The 17,569-nt window shown below is 55.7% G+C and carries 19 protein-coding genes and 2 riboswitches; of the genes, 9 read left to right on the forward strand and 10 right to left on the reverse strand.

What is annotated here, in order from left to right:
* Positions 1-12 precede the first annotated feature (12 nt).
* The 4 genes from petB to GGR95_RS08155 all read right to left on the reverse strand — a co-directional run bounded on the left by petB (position 13) and on the right by GGR95_RS08155 (position 3,418).
* The gene (gene petB / locus GGR95_RS08140; RefSeq protein WP_184564660.1) at positions 13-1,356 is read right to left on the reverse strand and encodes a cytochrome b; all 1,344 of its coding nucleotides are present in this window, start codon (positions 1,354-1,356) and stop codon (positions 13-15) included.
* A 12-nt stretch (positions 1,357-1,368) separates the two neighbouring features.
* Positions 1,369-1,932 carry a ubiquinol-cytochrome c reductase iron-sulfur subunit gene (petA, locus tag GGR95_RS08145; RefSeq protein WP_184564662.1) on the reverse strand — a complete coding sequence of 188 codons (564 nt, stop codon included), beginning with the start codon at positions 1,930-1,932 and terminating at the stop codon, positions 1,369-1,371.
* Positions 1,933-2,112: 180 nt separating this feature from the next.
* A complete protein-coding gene (locus GGR95_RS08150) occupies positions 2,113-2,724 on the reverse strand; it encodes a glutathione S-transferase (RefSeq protein WP_184564664.1) in 612 nt (203 codons plus the stop codon).
* A 70-nt stretch (positions 2,725-2,794) separates the two neighbouring features.
* Complete coding sequence (locus tag GGR95_RS08155; protein WP_184564666.1) at positions 2,795-3,418, reverse strand: FMN-binding negative transcriptional regulator; 624 nt, start codon at positions 3,416-3,418, stop codon at positions 2,795-2,797.
* Positions 3,419-3,482: 64 nt separating this feature from the next.
* Positions 3,483-3,639: riboswitch (FMN riboswitch) on the forward strand.
* 79 nt (positions 3,640-3,718) lie between these two features.
* On the opposite strand from GGR95_RS08155, the gene GGR95_RS08160 reads away from it, so the two are divergent.
* On the forward strand, positions 3,719-4,141 hold the full coding sequence (locus tag GGR95_RS08160; protein WP_184564668.1) for a 6,7-dimethyl-8-ribityllumazine synthase: 423 nt from the start codon (positions 3,719-3,721) through the stop codon (positions 4,139-4,141).
* A 13-nt stretch (positions 4,142-4,154) separates the two neighbouring features.
* Here GGR95_RS08160 and GGR95_RS08165 read toward each other — a convergent pair whose 3' ends face one another.
* From GGR95_RS08165 to thiB, 3 genes are read right to left on the reverse strand one after another with little or no spacing between them, the layout of a single operon-like run.
* On the reverse strand, positions 4,155-4,847 hold the full coding sequence (locus tag GGR95_RS08165) for an ATP-binding cassette domain-containing protein (protein WP_184564670.1): 693 nt from the start codon (positions 4,845-4,847) through the stop codon (positions 4,155-4,157).
* Entirely contained in the window at positions 4,834-6,405 is a 1,572-nt protein-coding gene (locus GGR95_RS08170; RefSeq protein ID WP_184564672.1) for a thiamine/thiamine pyrophosphate ABC transporter permease ThiP, read from the reverse strand. The genes GGR95_RS08165 and GGR95_RS08170 overlap by 14 nt, the downstream gene beginning before the upstream one ends.
* Entirely contained in the window at positions 6,381-7,361 is a 981-nt protein-coding gene (gene thiB / locus GGR95_RS08175) for a thiamine ABC transporter substrate binding subunit (protein WP_184564674.1), read from the reverse strand. Before thiB ends, GGR95_RS08170 begins: the two co-directional genes overlap by 25 nt.
* A gap of 34 nt (positions 7,362-7,395) precedes the next feature.
* A riboswitch (TPP riboswitch) is annotated at positions 7,396-7,540 on the reverse strand.
* A gap of 92 nt (positions 7,541-7,632) precedes the next feature.
* On the opposite strand from thiB, the gene aroC reads away from it, so the two are divergent.
* From aroC to cobO, 3 genes are read left to right on the forward strand one after another with little or no spacing between them, the layout of a single operon-like run.
* Positions 7,633-8,745, forward strand: coding sequence for a chorismate synthase (gene aroC / locus GGR95_RS08180; protein WP_184564676.1), 1,113 nt, complete (start codon positions 7,633-7,635; stop codon positions 8,743-8,745).
* 13 nt (positions 8,746-8,758) lie between these two features.
* The gene (locus GGR95_RS08185) at positions 8,759-9,694 is read left to right on the forward strand and encodes a DMT family transporter (protein WP_184564678.1); all 936 of its coding nucleotides are present in this window, start codon (positions 8,759-8,761) and stop codon (positions 9,692-9,694) included.
* Positions 9,695-9,716: 22 nt separating this feature from the next.
* Positions 9,717-10,316, forward strand: a complete 600-nt coding sequence (gene cobO, locus GGR95_RS08190; RefSeq protein WP_184564680.1) for a cob(I)yrinic acid a,c-diamide adenosyltransferase — start codon at positions 9,717-9,719, stop codon at positions 10,314-10,316.
* Positions 10,317-10,385: 69 nt separating this feature from the next.
* Here the strand turns inward: cobO and GGR95_RS08195 are convergent, their stop codons facing one another.
* Positions 10,386-11,255: a branched-chain amino acid aminotransferase gene (locus GGR95_RS08195; protein ID WP_184564682.1), complete on the reverse strand. Its 870-nt coding sequence runs from the start codon at positions 11,253-11,255 to the stop codon at positions 10,386-10,388.
* Between the two features lie 153 nt (positions 11,256-11,408).
* Here GGR95_RS08195 and GGR95_RS08200 point away from each other — a divergent pair, with 153 nt between their 5' ends.
* The 5 genes from GGR95_RS08200 (at position 11,409) to dxs (ending at position 15,792) form a co-directional block, all read left to right on the forward strand.
* Entirely contained in the window at positions 11,409-11,918 is a 510-nt protein-coding gene (locus GGR95_RS08200) for a MarR family winged helix-turn-helix transcriptional regulator (protein WP_184564684.1), read from the forward strand.
* Positions 11,915-12,616 carry a response regulator gene (locus tag GGR95_RS08205; RefSeq protein ID WP_184564686.1) on the forward strand — a complete coding sequence of 234 codons (702 nt, stop codon included), beginning with the start codon at positions 11,915-11,917 and terminating at the stop codon, positions 12,614-12,616. The genes GGR95_RS08200 and GGR95_RS08205 overlap by 4 nt, the downstream gene beginning before the upstream one ends.
* A 125-nt stretch (positions 12,617-12,741) precedes the next feature.
* Positions 12,742-12,984, forward strand: coding sequence for an exodeoxyribonuclease VII small subunit (locus GGR95_RS08210; protein ID WP_184564689.1), 243 nt, complete (start codon positions 12,742-12,744; stop codon positions 12,982-12,984).
* Positions 12,985-12,986: 2 nt separating this feature from the next.
* Positions 12,987-13,853, forward strand: coding sequence for a polyprenyl synthetase family protein (locus tag GGR95_RS08215; RefSeq protein WP_184564691.1), 867 nt, complete (start codon positions 12,987-12,989; stop codon positions 13,851-13,853).
* Positions 13,854-13,863: 10 nt separating this feature from the next.
* Complete coding sequence (dxs, locus tag GGR95_RS08220; RefSeq protein ID WP_184564693.1) at positions 13,864-15,792, forward strand: 1-deoxy-D-xylulose-5-phosphate synthase; 1,929 nt, start codon at positions 13,864-13,866, stop codon at positions 15,790-15,792.
* Here dxs and GGR95_RS08225 read toward each other — a convergent pair.
* Both GGR95_RS08225 and GGR95_RS08230 read right to left on the reverse strand, forming a co-directional pair.
* Positions 15,789-16,568, reverse strand: coding sequence for an ion transporter (locus GGR95_RS08225; protein WP_425506389.1), 780 nt, complete (start codon positions 16,566-16,568; stop codon positions 15,789-15,791). The two genes, dxs and GGR95_RS08225, sit on opposite strands and share 4 nt — an antisense overlap.
* A 136-nt stretch (positions 16,569-16,704) precedes the next feature.
* On the reverse strand, positions 16,705-17,562 hold the full coding sequence (locus GGR95_RS08230) for an SDR family oxidoreductase (protein ID WP_184564697.1): 858 nt from the start codon (positions 17,560-17,562) through the stop codon (positions 16,705-16,707).
* Between the last annotated feature and the right edge of the window lie 7 nt (positions 17,563-17,569).

Here is a 17,569-nt window from a genome sequence, read left to right on the forward strand (position 1 = left end):
ATTCATATCGATTTACTCCGCAGATTTCACGCTGGTGGTCGTGTTGCCAGCTTTTGGCGCATAATGCGCGTCAAAGTCGGCTTCGATCGTCTCAGGCTGCGCCAACGGTTTTTCGATCACGCCGAGCAGCGGCAGAATCACAAGAAAGTAACCGAACCAATAGGCAGAAGCGATCAGTGAGAAGCTTGCATAAGGTTCTTCTGCAGGCATGGCACCCAGCCACATCAGCGCAAAGAAATCGACAACCAGCAGACCAAACCACCACTTGAACATCGGACGGTAACGGCCCGAGCGCACGCGGCTGGTGTCCAGCCAAGGTACAACAGCCATGACGGCAATCGCACCGAACATCGCAAGTACACCAAAGAACTTGGCGTCAACGATACCACCAGTCACAAAGGAAGCGATTTGAACCACCCAGACTTCGGCTGTGAAGGCACGCAAGATCGCGTAGAAAGGCAGGAAGTACCATTCTGGGACAATATTCGCAGGTGTCGAAAGCGGGTTTGCTTCGATGTAGTTGTCCGGGTGGCCAAGATAGTTTGGCATAAAGCCGACAACAGCAAAGAACACCACAAGGATCACGGCCAGCGCAAACAGGTCTTTGATCACAAAGTAGGGCCAGAATGGCAGCGTGTCTTTTTCGGCTTCTTCTTTAGATGTGCGGCGTACTTCAACACCTGTCGGGTTGTTGTTGCCCGTAGTGTGGAAGGCCCAAATATGCAGGATAACCAGACCGGCAATCACAAACGGCAGCAGATAGTGCAGCGAGAAGAAACGGTTCAGCGTGGCATTATCCACAGCAGGTCCGCCCAGCAGCAGCGTCTGGATCGGTTCACCCACAAGCGGGATCGCACCAAACAGGCCGGTGATCACAGTCGCACCCCAGAAGGACATCTGCCCCCAAGGAAGAACGTAGCCCATAAAGCCGGTTGCCATCATCAGAAGATAAATCAGCATGCCGATGATCCACGTGATTTCACGTGGGGCTTTGTATGAACCATAGTACAGGCCACGGAAGATATGCGCATAAACCGCAATAAAGAACAGCGATGCGCCGTTTGCGTGCATATAACGTATCATATAGCCACCGTTTACGTTGCGCATGATGTGCTCAACGCTGGCGAAAGCCAAATCAACATGTGGCGTATAGTGCATCGCAAGAACGACACCCGTCACAATTTGCAGGGCCAGACAGAAGGTCAGAACGATGCCCCAGATCCACATCCAGTTCAGGTTCTTCGGCGTGGGGATCATCAGCGTGTCATACATCAGGCCAACGATGGGCAGGCGCGTGTGAATCCACTTTTCGCCTTTGGTCTTTGGCTCGTAATGGTCGTGAGGAATTCCAGACATGTGTTGTTTCCTTTAACCGAGTTTCAATGTGGTTTCGTCGATAAATTCTGCCACCGGAACGGGCAGATTTTTCGGCGCGGGACCTTTGCGGATACGGCCAGCCGTATCATAGTGCGAACCGTGGCAAGGGCAGAACCAGCCGCCAAAGTCGCCAGCACCGTCACCGATTGGAACGCAACCAAGGTGCGTACATACACCCATCATCACCAGCCACTCGCCAGCTTCGTCCATTGTGCGGTTCTCATCCGTTGCGGGTGCGTCACCTGCAATGTTTTCGTTTTCCGCGTTCGGGTCAGGAAGCTCGGACATCTCAACGGCGCGGCCTGTCGCAATATCTTCGGCAGTGCGGCGACGGATAAATACAGGTTTGCCCAGCCATTTGACTGTCAATTGTGTACCCGGCTCAATGCCACCCACATCAACGCGAATAGAAGACAGGGCACGCACATCAGCCGATGGGTTCATCTGATTGACCAATGGCCAAACAGCTGCACCCACGGCCACGGCGCCTGTACCTGCGGTGGCGTAATAGAGGAAATCCCTCCGGCTGCCTTCGATATCATCTGCTTGTGACACGTCGGTTTCTCCGTAATTGGGCCCGATATGGGCCAACAGGTATAAAGACGCACTTGTCCCAGAGCGCCCGATATTGAAGCGGTATCTAACTTGCAGTGTCGGTGTCGTCCAGATGGTTTAGACGCGTAAAGCCGCGCACTTGCCGAAAATCCACACTGTTTTGCTACTCCGCCACTTGAATTATGCCGCAGGAGGCACGGTAGATTTCATAAAAGGCCGCGATTCGAAGGCGGCAAACCATGTCGCCAGCCCGTCATTCCCTTTGCGCCAATCACGTGTGTCATGGCGGAAATCAAGGTAAGCCAAGGCGCAAGCGACAGAAATCTGCCCCATATCCAACGGCCCGTTCAGGTGGCTCATCCAGCGGGTGTTCAAGGCGGCGACAGCGCGCGAAACCTTATCCCATTGGCCATCCACCCATTCTGGCATTCTTTTGTCTTCCGGACGGATGCGTGTCTCATAGACCATCAAAATGGCCGCATCGAGGATTCCGTCTGCTGTGGCTTCCAACGTCAAAGTATCCCAGCGCCGCGATCCTTGCGGATACAGCTTGTCGCCACCACGTGCATCCAGATAGGCCGTGATCACGCGGCTATCATAAAGTGTCGGGCCATCTGGCCGCTCCAGCGCAGGAACTTTGGCCAAAGGATTTTTCGCCAAAAGCGCAGCATCAGCCGCCAGAGGGGTTGTCGCGGTATTGATCAGCTCAACAGCATCAAGCTGGCCCGTCTCTTCGAGCAGAATCATCACCTTGCGCACATAGGGAGAGGTGGCGGCGTAAAAAAGTTTCATGCGGGCATTCCTTTGCTGGGCAAGTTTGCCTGCCACTCTTTACCTGAAAACGGAGCAAAGCAACTGCGGATTACATCTGATCCAGATCACGCATCATTGCGGCCATCACCGCCGTTTCGCTACCAATCCCATGCGTTGCCATCTGTTCCGCGGCCGCAAGGCGCACTTCTTCCGGCTTGTTCTGGCCCCGTTTCCACGTGCCATCCACACCTGTCACAGTAAAGCGCAACGGCACAATCATCCGCATCATTTTTTCCAAAGCCTCTGGCATCATTTTGTCTGTTGTCCACGGCGTCTTGGGCAGCAGTTGCGTTTCAAAATCGGCGGATTGACGGTCCAGCACGTCGCGTATCATGTCTTGCGGTAACCGTTGCAATGTACCCGTCAAATGCACAGCGATGTAATTCCATGTGGGCACCTGATCCGCCACACCATACCAATCAGGCGACACATAGCTGTCAGGCCCCGACACGATAATTTTGGCGGCGTGCGGCCCATCACCCATTCGGGCGATAGGGTTAGAGCGTACCAAATGCAGGTCTGCGCTGCTGGCATCTTCATTTAATGAAAATGGGATATGGCTGAGGAAAGGGCCATCATCCGCGTTCACCGCCAGAATACCGAAACCCCGCGCCCGCGCAAAAGCAATGTTACGATCTGGCCCTGCGTCATGAAAAATCTGATTGGGGTGCATCGCGCCCTCCTGAAAATATCCTGTGATCAGCTATTGCAGAGGTCGGGCATAGTTGGCAATCTGTGCTTATTCTCAGGGCGGGGTGAAATTCCCCACCGGCGGTATGGGGGGAACCCCCCGAGCCCGCGAGCGCCTGTGTTTCTCCCGCGAGCGGCACAGGGTCAGCAGATCCGGTGAAATGCCGGAGCCGACGGTTAGAGTCCGGATGGAAGAGAATACAGACCTGTGACGCGCCACGTGGTGCGGCTGTGGGGCTGTAATCGCCTTGGGTGGACGTGTTTGAACCTAAAGGAGATACCCATGACAGACACCCCCGCCCGCTTCGCCTTTGTCAAAGCACAATGGCATGCAGACATTGTAGACCGCGCCTATGACGGCTTTGCCGAACTGACGCAGGACGCACAAACCGATGTGTTTGACGTTCCCGGCGCGTTTGAAATGCCACTAAAAGCACAACAGCTTGCCAAAACAGGTAAATATGATGCCGTAATTTGCGCCGCCTTTGTGGTCGATGGCGGGATTTACCGTCATGATTTTGTGGCCGCTGCTGTGGTTGACGGGCTGATGCGTGTTGGTCTTGATACGGGCGTGCCTGTGCTGTCCGTTTCACTTACGCCGCACCATTATCAAGAAACAGACCACCACAATGAAATCTACCGCGCGCATTTTGTCGAAAAAGGCCGCGAAGCAGCACGTGCCGCTTTGACGATTATCGCATCCTAAAAGCGCAAGTGCTTCACCCAAGATAAGCGCGCAATTCTGGCGGGGGATCATCCATTAATGCCCCCGCCGGACGTGGCGCCAGCGCCTGACCGCCTTCCACAAAAATCACCTCATCCGCAATCCGCCGCACGTCTTCGGGCGCGTGTGTCACCATCACCATGGCTGCACCCGTCTGGGCAATTGTAGCTTTCAAAAGGTCCAGCATTTCATTGCGCAGCGCAGGCCCCAACGCTGCAAACGGTTCATCCAGCAGCACCAATGGCCGCGCCTGCACCAACACCCGCGCCAGCGCAACACGGCTTTGTTGACCACCTGACAGTTTACCCGGTTTAACTTGCGCATAATCGGCCAAAGCCACCTGTGTCAGCGCCGCCATAATTTGTTCTTTATCTTTGGCCACGATCCGAAAATCAGGCCGCAGCCCCAGCGCCACATTTTGCAAAACGCTCAGATGCGGAAACAGGTTATTATCTTGAAACAGCATCGTCATAGGGCGCGCACCCGGTGCAGCATCGGTAATGTCACGCCCTTCCCACAGCAGTTTACCTGCCGCTAGCGGTACAAACCCGCACAGCGCAGCCAGCAGCGTGGATTTACCAGCACCAGACGGACCAATCACCGCATAGTTCCGCCCCGCTTCCAGCGTGAAATCTGCCCGCAGTTGGAAATCACCCTGCGCTATCAAACCCTGATCAAGTTTCAGCACACCCGCGTCCTCCTTTGTCACAAATCCAGAAAACCCCGAGGCTCAGCACCAGCAACACCAAAGCCGCCCCCGCCGCCGCATCCATCTGATAGGCCCCCATCAGGCGCACCATCTGTAAGGGGAGCGTCACACGCTCTGGATCAGCAAACAAGGCGATCACACCCAAATCCCCCATCGACAAGGCCCCTGTCAGACCCGCAGCAAAACCGATCTGACGGCGCAGGCGCGGCAACAACAGCACCTGCCAGAGTTTCCAGCCTGTAACCCCCAACATCACACTCAGCCGTCCATATGCCTGCACCGCATCGCGCATCGGCGGCACCAGAATACGCAACGCAAAGGGCAGCGCCATCATCGCATTGACCAACACCGTCACAGGCAAGGCAAAATCAAACGGGTCCGCATAAGGGTTGATGACAATAAACCACCCCGTCCCAATCATCAGTGGCGAAGCAGACAGGCCCAACAGCCCAATCGCCTCCATACCGCCTCCTTTGCGGCTCACGATCCAGCCCGCCATGGGCAAGGCAAGCGCCAAGAGCACGATAATGCTCCCCAGCGCCACGGCCACAGAAACGCCCGCTGCGTGATAGACCGAAACAGGCATCACAGGCAGACCCAACAGCCCGCGCATAACAACGGCGGCCAAAGGTACCAGCAAGAACAACGCCGCCAGCGTAATAACGCCAGCATCTACAACACGCTGCATACCACCCTGCGCATCCCAACGGGGCATCAAGCGATCCAACCCGCCGCCCACAGAGACCATCGGCACAAACCGCAACGCCAGCAACGCAATCCCGCCCGCCAGCACCAGTTGCACCAGCGACAAAAGCGCCGCACGGCCCAGATCAAAATCAAAACGGAACGCCTGATAAATCGCCAATTCAATCGTGGTCGCACGGGGGCCACCGCCCAACGTTAACGCCACGGCAAAACTGGTCAGGCAAATCACAAACACCAGTGCCAACGCCCCCGGCACCACTTGTCCCAGCATCGGCAATTCCACCGCTCGAAACATTGCACGTGGGGTCAGGCGCAATTGCGCAGACAGGCGGAACCGCTCGGCGGGGATAGTTTGCCACCCTTGCAGCAGCAACCGTGTGGCCAGTGGCATATTAAAGAACACATGCGCCAAAACCACGCCGTGAAATCCATATATAGAGACTGTTGGCAGGCCCAAAGCCTCCAACGCCCCATTGATCCACCCACTGCGTCCAAACACCGTCAGCAGGCCCAGCACAGCAACAATCACAGGCAAAATAAACGGCGCACCCAGCAGCGTCACCAAGGCACCGCGCCCAATAAACCGCCGCCGCGCCAAGGCACGTGCAACAGGCACAGCAAGCAGAACCGACAAGACCGAGGAGCACGCCGCTTGTGCCACGGTGAAACGAATTGCCGCCCAGTCACCTGCGCCCAAACCTGTACTTGCGTCAGCACGGCTCAGCACCGCAACCAGCGCCAAAAGGATCAGCGCCAGCACCAATAGCGCAGCACTGATCCCCGTTTTTGGACTGATCGAAACGCGACTTATTGCGACAGCGCCTTGAGCCATTCGGCCAAAGCCTCTTCGCGGATCGCGGGCACATCTTGCACGGCGATGTCCAGTGCTTTTTCCGGCACAGTGAGTGTCTCAAACCCTGCTGGCAGGCCAGCAGATGGGGTTACCGCAGGGTACATCCAGTTGGTGGTCGGCAAGATCGTCTGCGCTGCATCCGAAACCATGAAGTTCAAAAATTCTTTTGCCAACTCTGGCTGATCTGACCCCGCCAAAGCACCCACAACTTCGATCTGCATAAAGTGGCCTTCATCAAACGCAGCAGCAGCTTTGCTGTCATCTTCCTCGGCAATCAAATGATAGGCGGGCGATGTGGTATAGCTCAGCACCATATCAGCCTCGCCTTCCAAAAACAGGCCATAAGCTTCGGACCAGCCTTTGGTGACTGTGACCACATTATCGGCCAATGCCTCCCAAATCGCAGGAGCTTCATCGCCGTAGGCCGCTTTGACCCACAACAGCAGGCCCAAACCGGGCGTAGACGAACGTGGGTCTTGGATCACAATCTTCAGATCGCTTTCGGCCAGTTCCTTAAAGTTCGCAGGTACAGTGTCCAGACTCTTGTTATGCACAAAGGCGAAATAGCCCCAGTCGTAAGGTGCAAAAACCGGATCGGTCCACTCAACAGGCAAGGTATATTCCGCGCTCACGGAGGTTTCAGTGAACAGGCCCGTTTCTTTGGCCGCAGCGATCAGCGCGGTATCCAGCCCCATCACGACATCCGCATCGGTGCGCGCGCCTTCCAGCTTGAGCCGCGCCAACAGCGCAGCCCCATCGCCCAAGCCGACCATTTTCAGATCGCAGGCGCAGGTTTCTTCAAACGCCTTTTCAATCGCAGGGCCCGGGCCCCATTCACTGACAAAACTGTCATAGGTATAGACGGTTAGTTCAGGTGTGTCAGACATGGCCGCCGTAGCCGCCAGTGTTGCAGTCGCAAACGTGAGATACTTCATAGCATCCTCCAAATTGCGGCGTCAGAAAGTTGTGGAAACCTATCCAGACCTTCCCTCCGCCGGTGTTAACCGGTTCAGGTTCTACGGGTCAGCTTTCGCACTCTCAGCCCAACATTTACGGGAATTCAAAAACAGTCGCTTTCAAAGTCCCGACGCGCAAGGCCCCCCGAGGTATGCACACAGCTAGGAGAGCCACGGCACATTGGCAAGTCAAAACCCCTTGAGACACCGCCCCACCCCAGCTAAGTCAGGGGACAAAGGAGCACCGCCCATGTCGATGAACAGCTTTGGCCATCTTTTCCGCGTCACTACTTGGGGCGAAAGCCACGGTCCTGCATTGGGCGCAACAGTTGATGGGTGCCCTCCGGGCGTGGAAATCACGCCAGAGATGATCCAGCAGTGGCTAGACAAGCGCAAACCGGGACAAAACAAATACACCACCCAGCGCCGTGAGGCGGATGAGGTAAAGATTTTGTCTGGCACGTTTGAGGGTGTCACCACGGGCACGCCCATCCAATTGATGATTGAAAACACCGATCAACGCTCAAAAGATTACGGTGATATCAAAGATAAATTCCGGCCGGGCCATGCGGATATCACCTATTTCCAGAAATACGGCATCCGCGATTACCGTGGCGGCGGGCGATCCTCTGCGCGTGAAACTGCGTCGCGCGTTGCGGCAGGCGGTTTGGCCCGTGAAGCAATCAAAGCGATTGCGCCGAATGTGCAGATCACTGGCTATATGGTGCAGATGGGTCCACATAAAATCAACCGCGATGCGTTTGACTGGGACCAGATTGAACAGAACCCCTTTTGGGTTCCAGATGCACAGGCCGCAACCGATTGGGCCACATATCTGGACGGCTTGCGCAAATCGGGATCGTCTGTCGGGGCGATCATCGAAATCACCGCACGCAATGTGCCCGCAGGCATTGGCGCGCCCGTTTATGGCAAGTTAGACACTGATCTTGCCGCCGCCATGATGAGCATCAATGCCGTCAAAGGAGTCGAGATCGGCGAAGGCATGTCCGCCGCGATGCTCACAGGCGAGTTGAACGCAGACGAGATTTTCATGGGTAACGATGGGCAGCCTGCCTATACCTCCAACCACTCAGGCGGCATCCTTGGCGGGATCAGCACGGGGCAAGACATTGTCGTGCGGTTTGCCGTCAAACCCACCTCGTCCATCCTGACCACCCGCAAGACGATCACCAAGTCAGGTGAAGAAACCGAGATCATCACCAAAGGCCGCCACGACCCATGCGTCGGTATCCGTGCGGTGCCTGTGGGCGAAGCAATGATGGCCTGCGTGATCCTTGACCATCTGTTGCTGCACCGTGGTCAGATCGGCCAAAACCGCGGCGTCATCGGGCCGCAATCATGAACCATAATCCACAATGAAGGTAGAGGATTCATCAGCTAAACCCGCACTAGGGATCGCCCTAAAACTCAGCGCGATTTTCCTGTTCACCTGCATGTCCGCAATCATCAAGGCGACAGCAGATGATGTCCCCGCAGGCGAAGCTGTCTTTTTCCGCTCTCTCTTTGCCATTCCTGTCATTCTCATCTGGTTGGCCCAGCGTGGGCAACTGAGTGTCGGCCTCAAGACAAAGAACCCAATGGGCCATGTCTGGCGCGGCGTTTTTGGGACCAGCGCCATGGCACTGACATTCTCGGGGCTTGGGCTGCTGCCGCTGCCCGAAGTCACCGCCATCGGATTTGCCACCCCGATCTTTACCGTCATTCTTGCCGCAATCATGCTGGGCGAACGTATCCGGCTGTTCCGTGTTAGTGCCGTTCTGGTAGGGCTGATCGGGGTAATCATCATTTTGTGGCCGCGTTTTGGCGGTACAGAAATGGACAAGATGGCGACCTTGGGCGCTATGCTCATCCTTGCGGCCACGATGCTGCGCAGCTTGGTACAAATCCATTTGCGCCAACTGGCCCAGACAGAACATACAGCCGCGATTGTGTTCTATTTCTCTGTCACTGCAACCATGCTCTCGTTGCTGACAGCGCCGTTCGGCTGGACTGTGCCTGATGCAAACACAACAGGTTTGCTCATTTCGGCTGGTGTCATCGGCGGTATTGCGCAGATATTCATCACCTCTTCCTATCGCTTTGGTACGGTATCGATGTTAGCCCCTTTCGAATACACCTCCATGCTCTTTGCGATCATTCTGGGCTATTTCGTCTTCGACGAGCTGCCCACCGCGCTGATGCTGACGGGGTCTAGCCTTGTCATCATAGCAGGCGCGATTGTGATCTGGCGGGAACGCCAGCTTGGCATGGAACGGGCCAAAGTACGTGCCGTAAGCGAACCTAAATCCTAACCCTAACTTAACGGAGCCACCGATGACCGACAGCACCGATCACAAACAAAAGATGCAAGAAGTTCAGGCGGACAAACGCGCGCGCGTGTCTGAATTGGTAGACCCTGAAAAGGGCCTCGTATTAGTGCATACGGGCAAGGGCAAAGGTAAATCTTCCTCCGCTATTGGCGTAGTTGTACGGGCTTTGGGCTGGAAGCAGAAAGTGGGCGTGATCCAATTTATCAAAGGTAAATGGAAAACCGGCGAACGGCTGTTCTTTGACCAGCTGGGGGACGTGACATGGCATACCATGGGCGAAGGATTTACCTGGGACACCCAAGATAAAGACCGCGACATCGCCGCAGCGCAGGCAGCCTTTGCCAAAGGCCGCGAGATGATGACAAGCGGCGATTATGATCTGGTTGTCTTGGATGAAATCAACATCGCAATGCGCTATGAGTATCTGTCGGTTGAGGATGTGATTGCTGGGCTAGATGCCCGCGACAAGCGCACTGGCGTGATCTTGACAGGCCGTGATGCCAAGCCCGAGCTATGTGAATATGCTGATCTGGTTACTGAAATGACCGAAATAAAGCACCCGTTCAAAGCAGGGATCAAAGCCCAACGCGGCGTCGATTTTTAAGCTTCTTTCCTCAAAAATCTAACTACCAGCCGCTTTTGTGTGGGCTGGTAGTTACTGTTTACGGTCTGATCAGCTACGCACCAGCTTTTCATAGCTATCGGCAATCTCACGCGTCAGTGTGCCGACTTCAAATGTATAGTCACCGATCTGACCAACTGGGGTCACTTCAGCAGCCGTGCCTGTCAGCCAACATTGTTCAAAACCCGCCAGTTCTTCGGGCATGATATGGCGCTCATGCACCTTGACGCCGCGATCCTTCAGCATCCCGATCACCGTTTGACGGGTGATACCATTGAGAAAGCAATCAGGCGTCGGCGTGTGAACTTCACCGTCTTTAACAAAGAAGATATTCGCGCCTGTCGCCTCGGCCACATAGCCACGGTGGTCATACATCATTGCGTCAGAACAGCCTTTGGCCTCTGCCGCATGTTTGGACATCGTGCAGATCATATAGAGACCCGCCGCTTTAGCGTGGCTTGGGATGGTTTCTGGTGACGGGCGTTTCCATTTGGAGATGTCCAGTTTGGCCCCCTTGGTCTTGGCGTCGCCATAATAGGCGCCCCACTCCCAAACCGCGATCGCCATACGCACGGGATTGCGCGCCGAGGCAACGCCCATATCTTCGCCTGCACCGCGCCACGCAACTGCGCGCACATATGCATCGCTCAAACCTGATGCCTTCAAAACTTCGGCCTTCGCGGCCTCAATTTCATCCACAGTGTAAGGGATCTCGAAATCAATCAATTGCGCTGACCGCTTAAGCCGCTCTGAATGCTCACGGCTTTTGAAAATCTTGCCGTTATAGGCCCGCTCACCCTCAAACACAGAGGAAGCATAATGCAGTGCGTGGGTCAGCACATGTACATTTGCCTCGCGCCACGGCACCATAACCCCATCCATCCAGATGAACCCGTCCCGATCATCATATCCGCCAGCCATCTCAAATTCCTCACAATTATTCCAAATATTGCGTCAATCATCCGCCATTCGACATAAAATTACGCAAATCCTAATTTTTCGTACTCTTTCAGGGTTGGAGTGTCAACAACACTGACATAAAGTGGCCGCTATATTTACGCGGGGAGACGACCCATGGACAGACGGCCCTCCAGCCCCTCAACCGGCGAAGCATTGCTGTTTCTAACCGATGAGCAGCTTAGACAAGGCATAGAGGCGATGTTCTTTGCCTATCGTGGTTTCACCGCCGATCCTGACAGAATTTTGGGTGACATGGCCTATGGTCGGGCACATCATCGCGCGATCCATTTCATCGGACGCGCGCCGGGAACAACGGTGAATAACCTGCTGAATATCCTTGGCGTTACAAAGCAATCGCTGAACCGTGTATTGCGTACGCTGATTGCGGATGGTCTGGTAGAAAGCAAGGTAGGCCGACAGGATAAACGTGAACGGCACCTTAACCTCACAGAGGCAGGACGCACATTGGAACAAACACTATCAGACGCCCAACGCGCCCGCATGCGCTCGGCCTTCCGCGATGCTGGCCCCGAAGCGGTTGCCGGATTTCGTACCGTACTGGAAGCAATGATGGACGGCGAAATGCGCTCCAGCTATAGCCGCCTAAAGGACAGCGCATCATGAACAGCTCTGACGCCCATATTCTGATCGTTGATGACGATGAGCGTATTCGCACGCTTTTGCAGAAATTCTTGATTCGCAACGGTTTCCTTGTCACCGCCGCCCGCGATGCCGCCCATGCGCGGCGTGTTCTTGCGGGGCTGCAATTCGACATGATCATCCTTGATGTGATGATGCCGGGCGAAGACGGCCTCACCCTCACACGGTCCTTGCGCGAAACAATGACCACCCCGATCCTGTTGCTGACCGCCAAAGGCGATACCGACAACCGGATAGAAGGGCTGGAAGCAGGCGCGGATGATTACCTTGCCAAACCTTTTGAGCCAAAAGAGTTGTTGCTGCGGATCAATGCCGTACTGCGCAGGGTACCCGAAGCAATTCAACCCGACACAGCGCCCAAAGTGATGCACCTAGGCAGCATCCGCTATGACAAAGAACGCGGCGAGATGTGGCAAGGCGAAGAACTGGTGCGCCTGACGGCCACAGAAATCCAACTGATGAAAATTTTCGCGGCCAAACCGGGTGAAGCCTTGAGCCGTGCGAATCTGGTAGAAGAGTTGGGCCGCGACAGAGGGCAAGCACAAGAACGTGCTGTTGATGTGCAAATCACCCGCCTGCGCCGCAAGATCGAAGAAGACCCCAAACAACCGCGCTATCTGCAAACCGTGCGTGGCGCGGGATATATGTTGGCTCCTGACTAAGGTCAGATGAGGGCAAAACCCATGTCTCAAATTACACCCAATAATAGGGTGTACCCCCCTCCCCGCACTGGCCTTGCGGCGACGGTGCCAGTATGGTCATCGCGAAATTGACGAAAGTGAAGATGATGAGCGATACCCCCGTAGAAGAGATGAGCTTTGAAGCCGCGATGGCCGAACTGGAAGCAGTGCTGGGTAAACTGGAGCGCGGCGATGTGGCGCTGGACGAAAGCATCACGCTCTATGAACGTGGTGCACTGTTGAAGGCCCGTTGCGAAGCCAAGCTGAAAGAAGCCGAAGAAAAAGTTGCTGCCATCACGCTGGACGGCGACGGAAACCCCGCCGGATTAAAGCCCGTCGAAGGCCTGTAACCATGACCGGCTTTGCTGAGGCATTAAAAAACGCAGGCGATCTAGCCAGTGCGCAGATCGCGGCATCTCTGGACGGCACGCAGGGGCCGATCCGTGAGGCGATGCTATACGCGACGACAGGCGGCAAAGGTTTGCGTGCCTTTCTGGTGATGGAAAGCGCACGTTTGCACGGCATAGAACCGCAAAACGCCGCACCCTCCGCCGCCGCAATCGAGGCGCTGCATGCCTATTCTTTGGTGCATGATGACCTGCCCTGCATGGACGACGATGACCTGCGTCGCGGCCAACCCACTGTGCACCGCAAATGGGACGACGCCACCGCCGTTCTGGCGGGGGATGCGCTCCAAACGCTGGCGTTTGAATTGGTCACCCAGACAGGTTGTCCCGATGCGGCACGGCTACGGTTGATCACAACGCTGGCGCAGGCCTCTGGCGTGCGCGGCATGGTCGGCGGCCAAGCGCTGGACATCGCGGCGGAGACCGCTGCCGCCCCTTTGACCTTGGCCGAGATTAGCGTGTTACAAGCTGGCAAGACAGGCGCATTGATAGAGTGGGCAGCGACCGCGGGCCCGCATATGGCACAGGCGGACACCTGCGCATTGGGGCAATATGCCCGCGACCTTGGTCTGGCTTTCCAGATCACCGATGATATCCTTGACGTTGAGGGAGACGCAGCGACCGTTGGCAAGGCTGTCGGTAAAGACGCACATGCTGGCAAAGCCACATTCGTGTCACTACTGGGCCTTGAAGGTGCCAAAGCACGCGCGCAAACTCTTGTGACATCGGCCTGTGACGTATTATCAGCCTATGGAACGCAGGCAGACACGCTACGCGAGGCCGCAGAATTTGTGGTTGCGCGCAAAAGCTAGGGAAAAACAGATGACCGACACGCCACAAACGCCGCTGCTGGACCGGATCAAACGCCCTGCCGACATGAAATCCCTATCGGACCGCGAGCTGACCCAGCTGGCTGGCGAAGTGCGTGATGAGACGATCTCGGCTGTCTCTGTGACAGGCGGGCATCTGGGCGCAGGGCTTGGCGTGGTTGAACTGACTGTGGCGCTGCATGCGGTCTTTGACACCCCGCGTGACAAGATCATCTGGGACGTGGGGCATCAATGTTATCCTCATAAAATCCTGACCGAACGGCGTGACCGTATCCGTACCCTGCGTATGGAAAATGGTCTGAGCGGTTTCACAAAACGCAGCGAATCGCCTTACGATCCCTTTGGTGCAGCCCATAGCTCTACTTCCATTTCCGCCGCGCTTGGCTTTGCCGTGGCGCGTGATCTGGGTGGTGTTGTGCCCGAAGGCTTGGGCGATGCAATTGCCGTGATCGGCGATGGCTCCATGTCTGCGGGCATGGCCTATGAGGCGATGAATAACGCGGGCCATTTGAAAAAGCGGATGATTGTAATTCTCAATGACAACGAGATGAGCATCGCCCCCCCCGTTGGCGCCATGTCCGCCTACCTCAGCCGTCTTTATGCCGAAGAGCCCTTTCAGGAACTGAAATCTGCCGCCAAAGGCGCGGTCAGCCTGTTGCCTTATCCCTTCCGTGAAGGCGCCAAACGCGCCAAAGAAATGCTTAAGGGCATGGCCGTTGGTGGCACCTTGTTTGAACAGTTGGGCTTTAGCTATCTTGGCCCGATTGACGGGCATGACATGGACCAGTTGCTGCCCGTGCTGCGCACCGTCAAGGCGCGGGCCACTGGGCCAATCCTGATCCATGTGTTGACCAAAAAGGGCAAAGGCTATGCCCCCGCCGAAGCCGCACGCGACAAAGGCCACGCCACAGGCAAATTTAACGTCATCACAGGCGAGCAGAAAAAAGCGCCCAGCAATGCGCCCAGCTATACCAATGTCTTTGCTGAAAGCCTGCTACAAGAAGCCGCTGATGATGATAAAATTTGCGCCGTAACGGCCGCGATGCCTGACGGCACGGGCCTGAACAAGTTTATGGAACGCTATACCTCGCGTTGCTTTGATGTGGGCATTGCCGAACAACACGGCGTCACCTTCTCCGCTGCCCTTGCCGCTGGCGGGATGAAGCCGTTTTGCGCGATGTACTCAACATTTTTGCAACGCGGCTATGATCAGGTTGTGCATGACGTGGCGATTCAACGCCTGCCGGTTCGTTTCGCAATTGATCGTGCGGGGCTTGTCGGTGCCGATGGGGCAACACATGCAGGATCGTTTGATGTCGCATTCCTAGCAAACCTACCAGGTTTCGTTGTGATGGCCGCCGCAGATGAGGCCGAACTGAAACACATGGTCGCCACCGCTGCTGCCCATGACGACGGACCAATCGCCTTCCGCTTTCCACGTGGCGAAGGGCGCGGCGTAGAAATGCCCGAACGCGGCACGCCGCTGGAAATTGGCAAAGGCCGGATGATCCGTGAAGGTAAGCGCGTGGCAATCCTGTCGTTCGGCACCCGCCTTGAAGAGGTCGAAAAAGCCGCCGAGGCGCTTGCGGCCAAAGGCATCACGCCCACCATCGCCGATGCACGCTTTGCCAAGCCGCTAGACCGCGACATGATCCTATCACTTGCCCGCGATCACGAAGCGCTGATTACGGTCGAAGAAGGCGCTGTGGGCGGTTTTGGTAGCCATGTGGCGCAACTTTTGGCGGATGAAGGTGTGTTCGACCACGGGCTGAAATTCCGTTCTATGGTGCTTCCCGATATCTTTATTGATCAGGCAAACCCAGCCGATATGTACGCTGTTGCAGGCATGAACGCCGAACAGATCGAAGCCAAAGTGCTGCACACATTGGGCATTTCACAGATCGGCGCGCAGAGAGCCTAGTCTTTGCGCGTTGCCATCAACAAATCCAGCTTCGCCTCTAAGGCATCCAGTTTTGCATTCACCTCAAGACGGTAGGCGTCAGTGCTAGCCACCGATTCTTCTTGGTGCGCATCCTGCATGGAGTTGACGATCAAGCCCACCAATAGGTTCACCACGGCAAAGGTGGTGACCATGATAAAGGGCAGGAAGAACATCCAAGCATGCGGATAAACCTCCATCACAGGGCGTACGATCCCCATTGACCAGCTCTCTAACGTCATGATCTGGAACAGCGAATACCCCGAAGCACCCAAAGTGCCGAACCATTCCCCGAATGCATTGCCAAACAATTTTGTAGCCATCACAGCCGCGATGTAAAAGATCAGCGCCATCAGCAAAAACACGGAGGCCATACCCGGCAAGGCGGTCACAAATCCTTCAACAACACGGCGCAGATTGGGCGCTACCGAGATGACACGTAGAACCCGCAGTATCCGCAATGCACGCAACGCGGAAAAGCCCTGCGCAGCAGGCACCAGCGAAATACCTACGATGATAAAGTCAAAGATGTTCCAGCCATTGCGGAAAAACCGAGTACGGTAAGCAATCAGCTTCGCAACCAACTCTGCCACAAAAATTGCGAGGCAAAGCTGATCCAAAAACAGGATCAAACCGCCAACCCGTTCCATCACCTGTTTAGAGGTTTCCAGTCCCAGAATAACTGCATTTAGCAGAATCACCGATAGAATGAAGTTGCGGACACGGTTGGATTCCAAAAATTCGGTTAGCTTTTGCATCGGTGACATTGGGGCTCCGTCGATGTCGATTAGGTTTTATATGGTGTCGCAATGGGCTGAGAGCAAGGCGAAGATGGCACATTAGATCAATGCCACTCAGTCTGCACAAATACTCTACCTGAATAGCCTGAATCTGCTAATTTTTGGTCTGCCCCAGCATTGCAGCAAGACCGCTGCGGTAGTCGAGATACTTCGGTTGCCACCCCAGCGCGGCTTTGGCGTGGTCGTTACGGACACGTTTGCTCTCGGCATAAAAGCTTCGCGCCATTGGCGTCAGGTCCGCTTCCTCAAAAGGAATAGCGGGCGGGACTGGCATGCCTAGCAACGCTGCGGCATGCGCAATCACGTCTTGCGGCGGTGCGGGATCATCATCACACAGATTATAGATGCTACCCGACGATGGCGCATTCAGCGACAACTCCAAGGCTTGGGCGATATCTTCAACGTGGATCCGGCTGAACACCTGATTCTCTTTGATAATACGCCGCGCGGTTCCATTGCGGACCTTGGCAAAGGGACCGCGATCGGGGCCATAGATGCCCGCCAGTCTAAAGATATGTAAAGGCAGGTCAGGGATGTTTGCCCATGCTTTTTCAGCGTTCACGCGTGCAATACCGCGCCGTGTTGCCGGATTTAGGGCCGTTTCTTCATCCACCCAGCCGCCAGCATGATCGCCATAGACGCCCGTCGTCGAGAGATATCCCAACCAGCGAATCTTGGATGCTGCCCGCACAAACGACACATGACAGTCGGCCAATACAGGATCACCATCTACCGTTGGCCCCGCAGAGATCACAACATTCGGAAATTCGTCAATCAGTGCCGAGGGATCACTTCCTGGCCAAAGCAAAGGCTCCACACCCGTGGCAGCGATCTCCGCAAGCTTATCTGCGCTGCGAGTCGTACCCACAATATGCCATCCCTCAGGCACCAGCCGCGCGGCAAGTGCACGGGCGCTGTAACCGTGGCCAAATGAAAGAAGGCGTTTGTCCAACTGTCGG

It is taken from the genome of Sulfitobacter undariae (genome assembly GCF_014196805.1).
Lineage (GTDB): Bacteria > Pseudomonadota > Alphaproteobacteria > Rhodobacterales > Rhodobacteraceae > Sulfitobacter > Sulfitobacter undariae.

Excerpts from the sequence above, each read along its gene's own strand:
- petB (WP_184564660.1), bottom strand. The coding sequence starts at position 1,356 with ATGTCTGGAATTCCTCACGACCATTACGAGCCAAAGACCAAAGGCGAA.
- GGR95_RS08150 (WP_184564664.1), bottom strand. The coding sequence starts at position 2,724 with ATGAAACTTTTTTACGCCGCCACCTCTCCCTATGTGCGCAAGGTGATG.
- GGR95_RS08155 (WP_184564666.1), bottom strand. The coding sequence starts at position 3,418 with ATGCACCCCAATCAGATTTTTCATGACGCAGGGCCAGATCGTAACATT.
- GGR95_RS08160 (WP_184564668.1), top strand. The coding sequence starts at position 3,719 with ATGACAGACACCCCCGCCCGCTTCGCCTTTGTCAAAGCACAATGGCAT.
- GGR95_RS08170 (WP_184564672.1), bottom strand. The coding sequence starts at position 6,405 with ATGGCTCAAGGCGCTGTCGCAATAAGTCGCGTTTCGATCAGTCCAAAA.
- thiB (WP_184564674.1), bottom strand. The coding sequence starts at position 7,361 with ATGAAGTATCTCACGTTTGCGACTGCAACACTGGCGGCTACGGCGGCC.
- aroC (WP_184564676.1), top strand. The coding sequence starts at position 7,633 with ATGTCGATGAACAGCTTTGGCCATCTTTTCCGCGTCACTACTTGGGGC.
- GGR95_RS08185 (WP_184564678.1), top strand. The coding sequence starts at position 8,759 with ATGAAGGTAGAGGATTCATCAGCTAAACCCGCACTAGGGATCGCCCTA.
- cobO (WP_184564680.1), top strand. The coding sequence starts at position 9,717 with ATGACCGACAGCACCGATCACAAACAAAAGATGCAAGAAGTTCAGGCG.
- GGR95_RS08195 (WP_184564682.1), bottom strand. The coding sequence starts at position 11,255 with ATGGCTGGCGGATATGATGATCGGGACGGGTTCATCTGGATGGATGGG.
- GGR95_RS08200 (WP_184564684.1), top strand. The coding sequence starts at position 11,409 with ATGGACAGACGGCCCTCCAGCCCCTCAACCGGCGAAGCATTGCTGTTT.
- GGR95_RS08205 (WP_184564686.1), top strand. The coding sequence starts at position 11,915 with ATGAACAGCTCTGACGCCCATATTCTGATCGTTGATGACGATGAGCGT.
- GGR95_RS08210 (WP_184564689.1), top strand. The coding sequence starts at position 12,742 with ATGAGCGATACCCCCGTAGAAGAGATGAGCTTTGAAGCCGCGATGGCC.
- GGR95_RS08215 (WP_184564691.1), top strand. The coding sequence starts at position 12,987 with ATGACCGGCTTTGCTGAGGCATTAAAAAACGCAGGCGATCTAGCCAGT.
- dxs (WP_184564693.1), top strand. The coding sequence starts at position 13,864 with ATGACCGACACGCCACAAACGCCGCTGCTGGACCGGATCAAACGCCCT.
- GGR95_RS08225 (WP_425506389.1), bottom strand. The coding sequence starts at position 16,568 with ATGCAAAAGCTAACCGAATTTTTGGAATCCAACCGTGTCCGCAACTTC.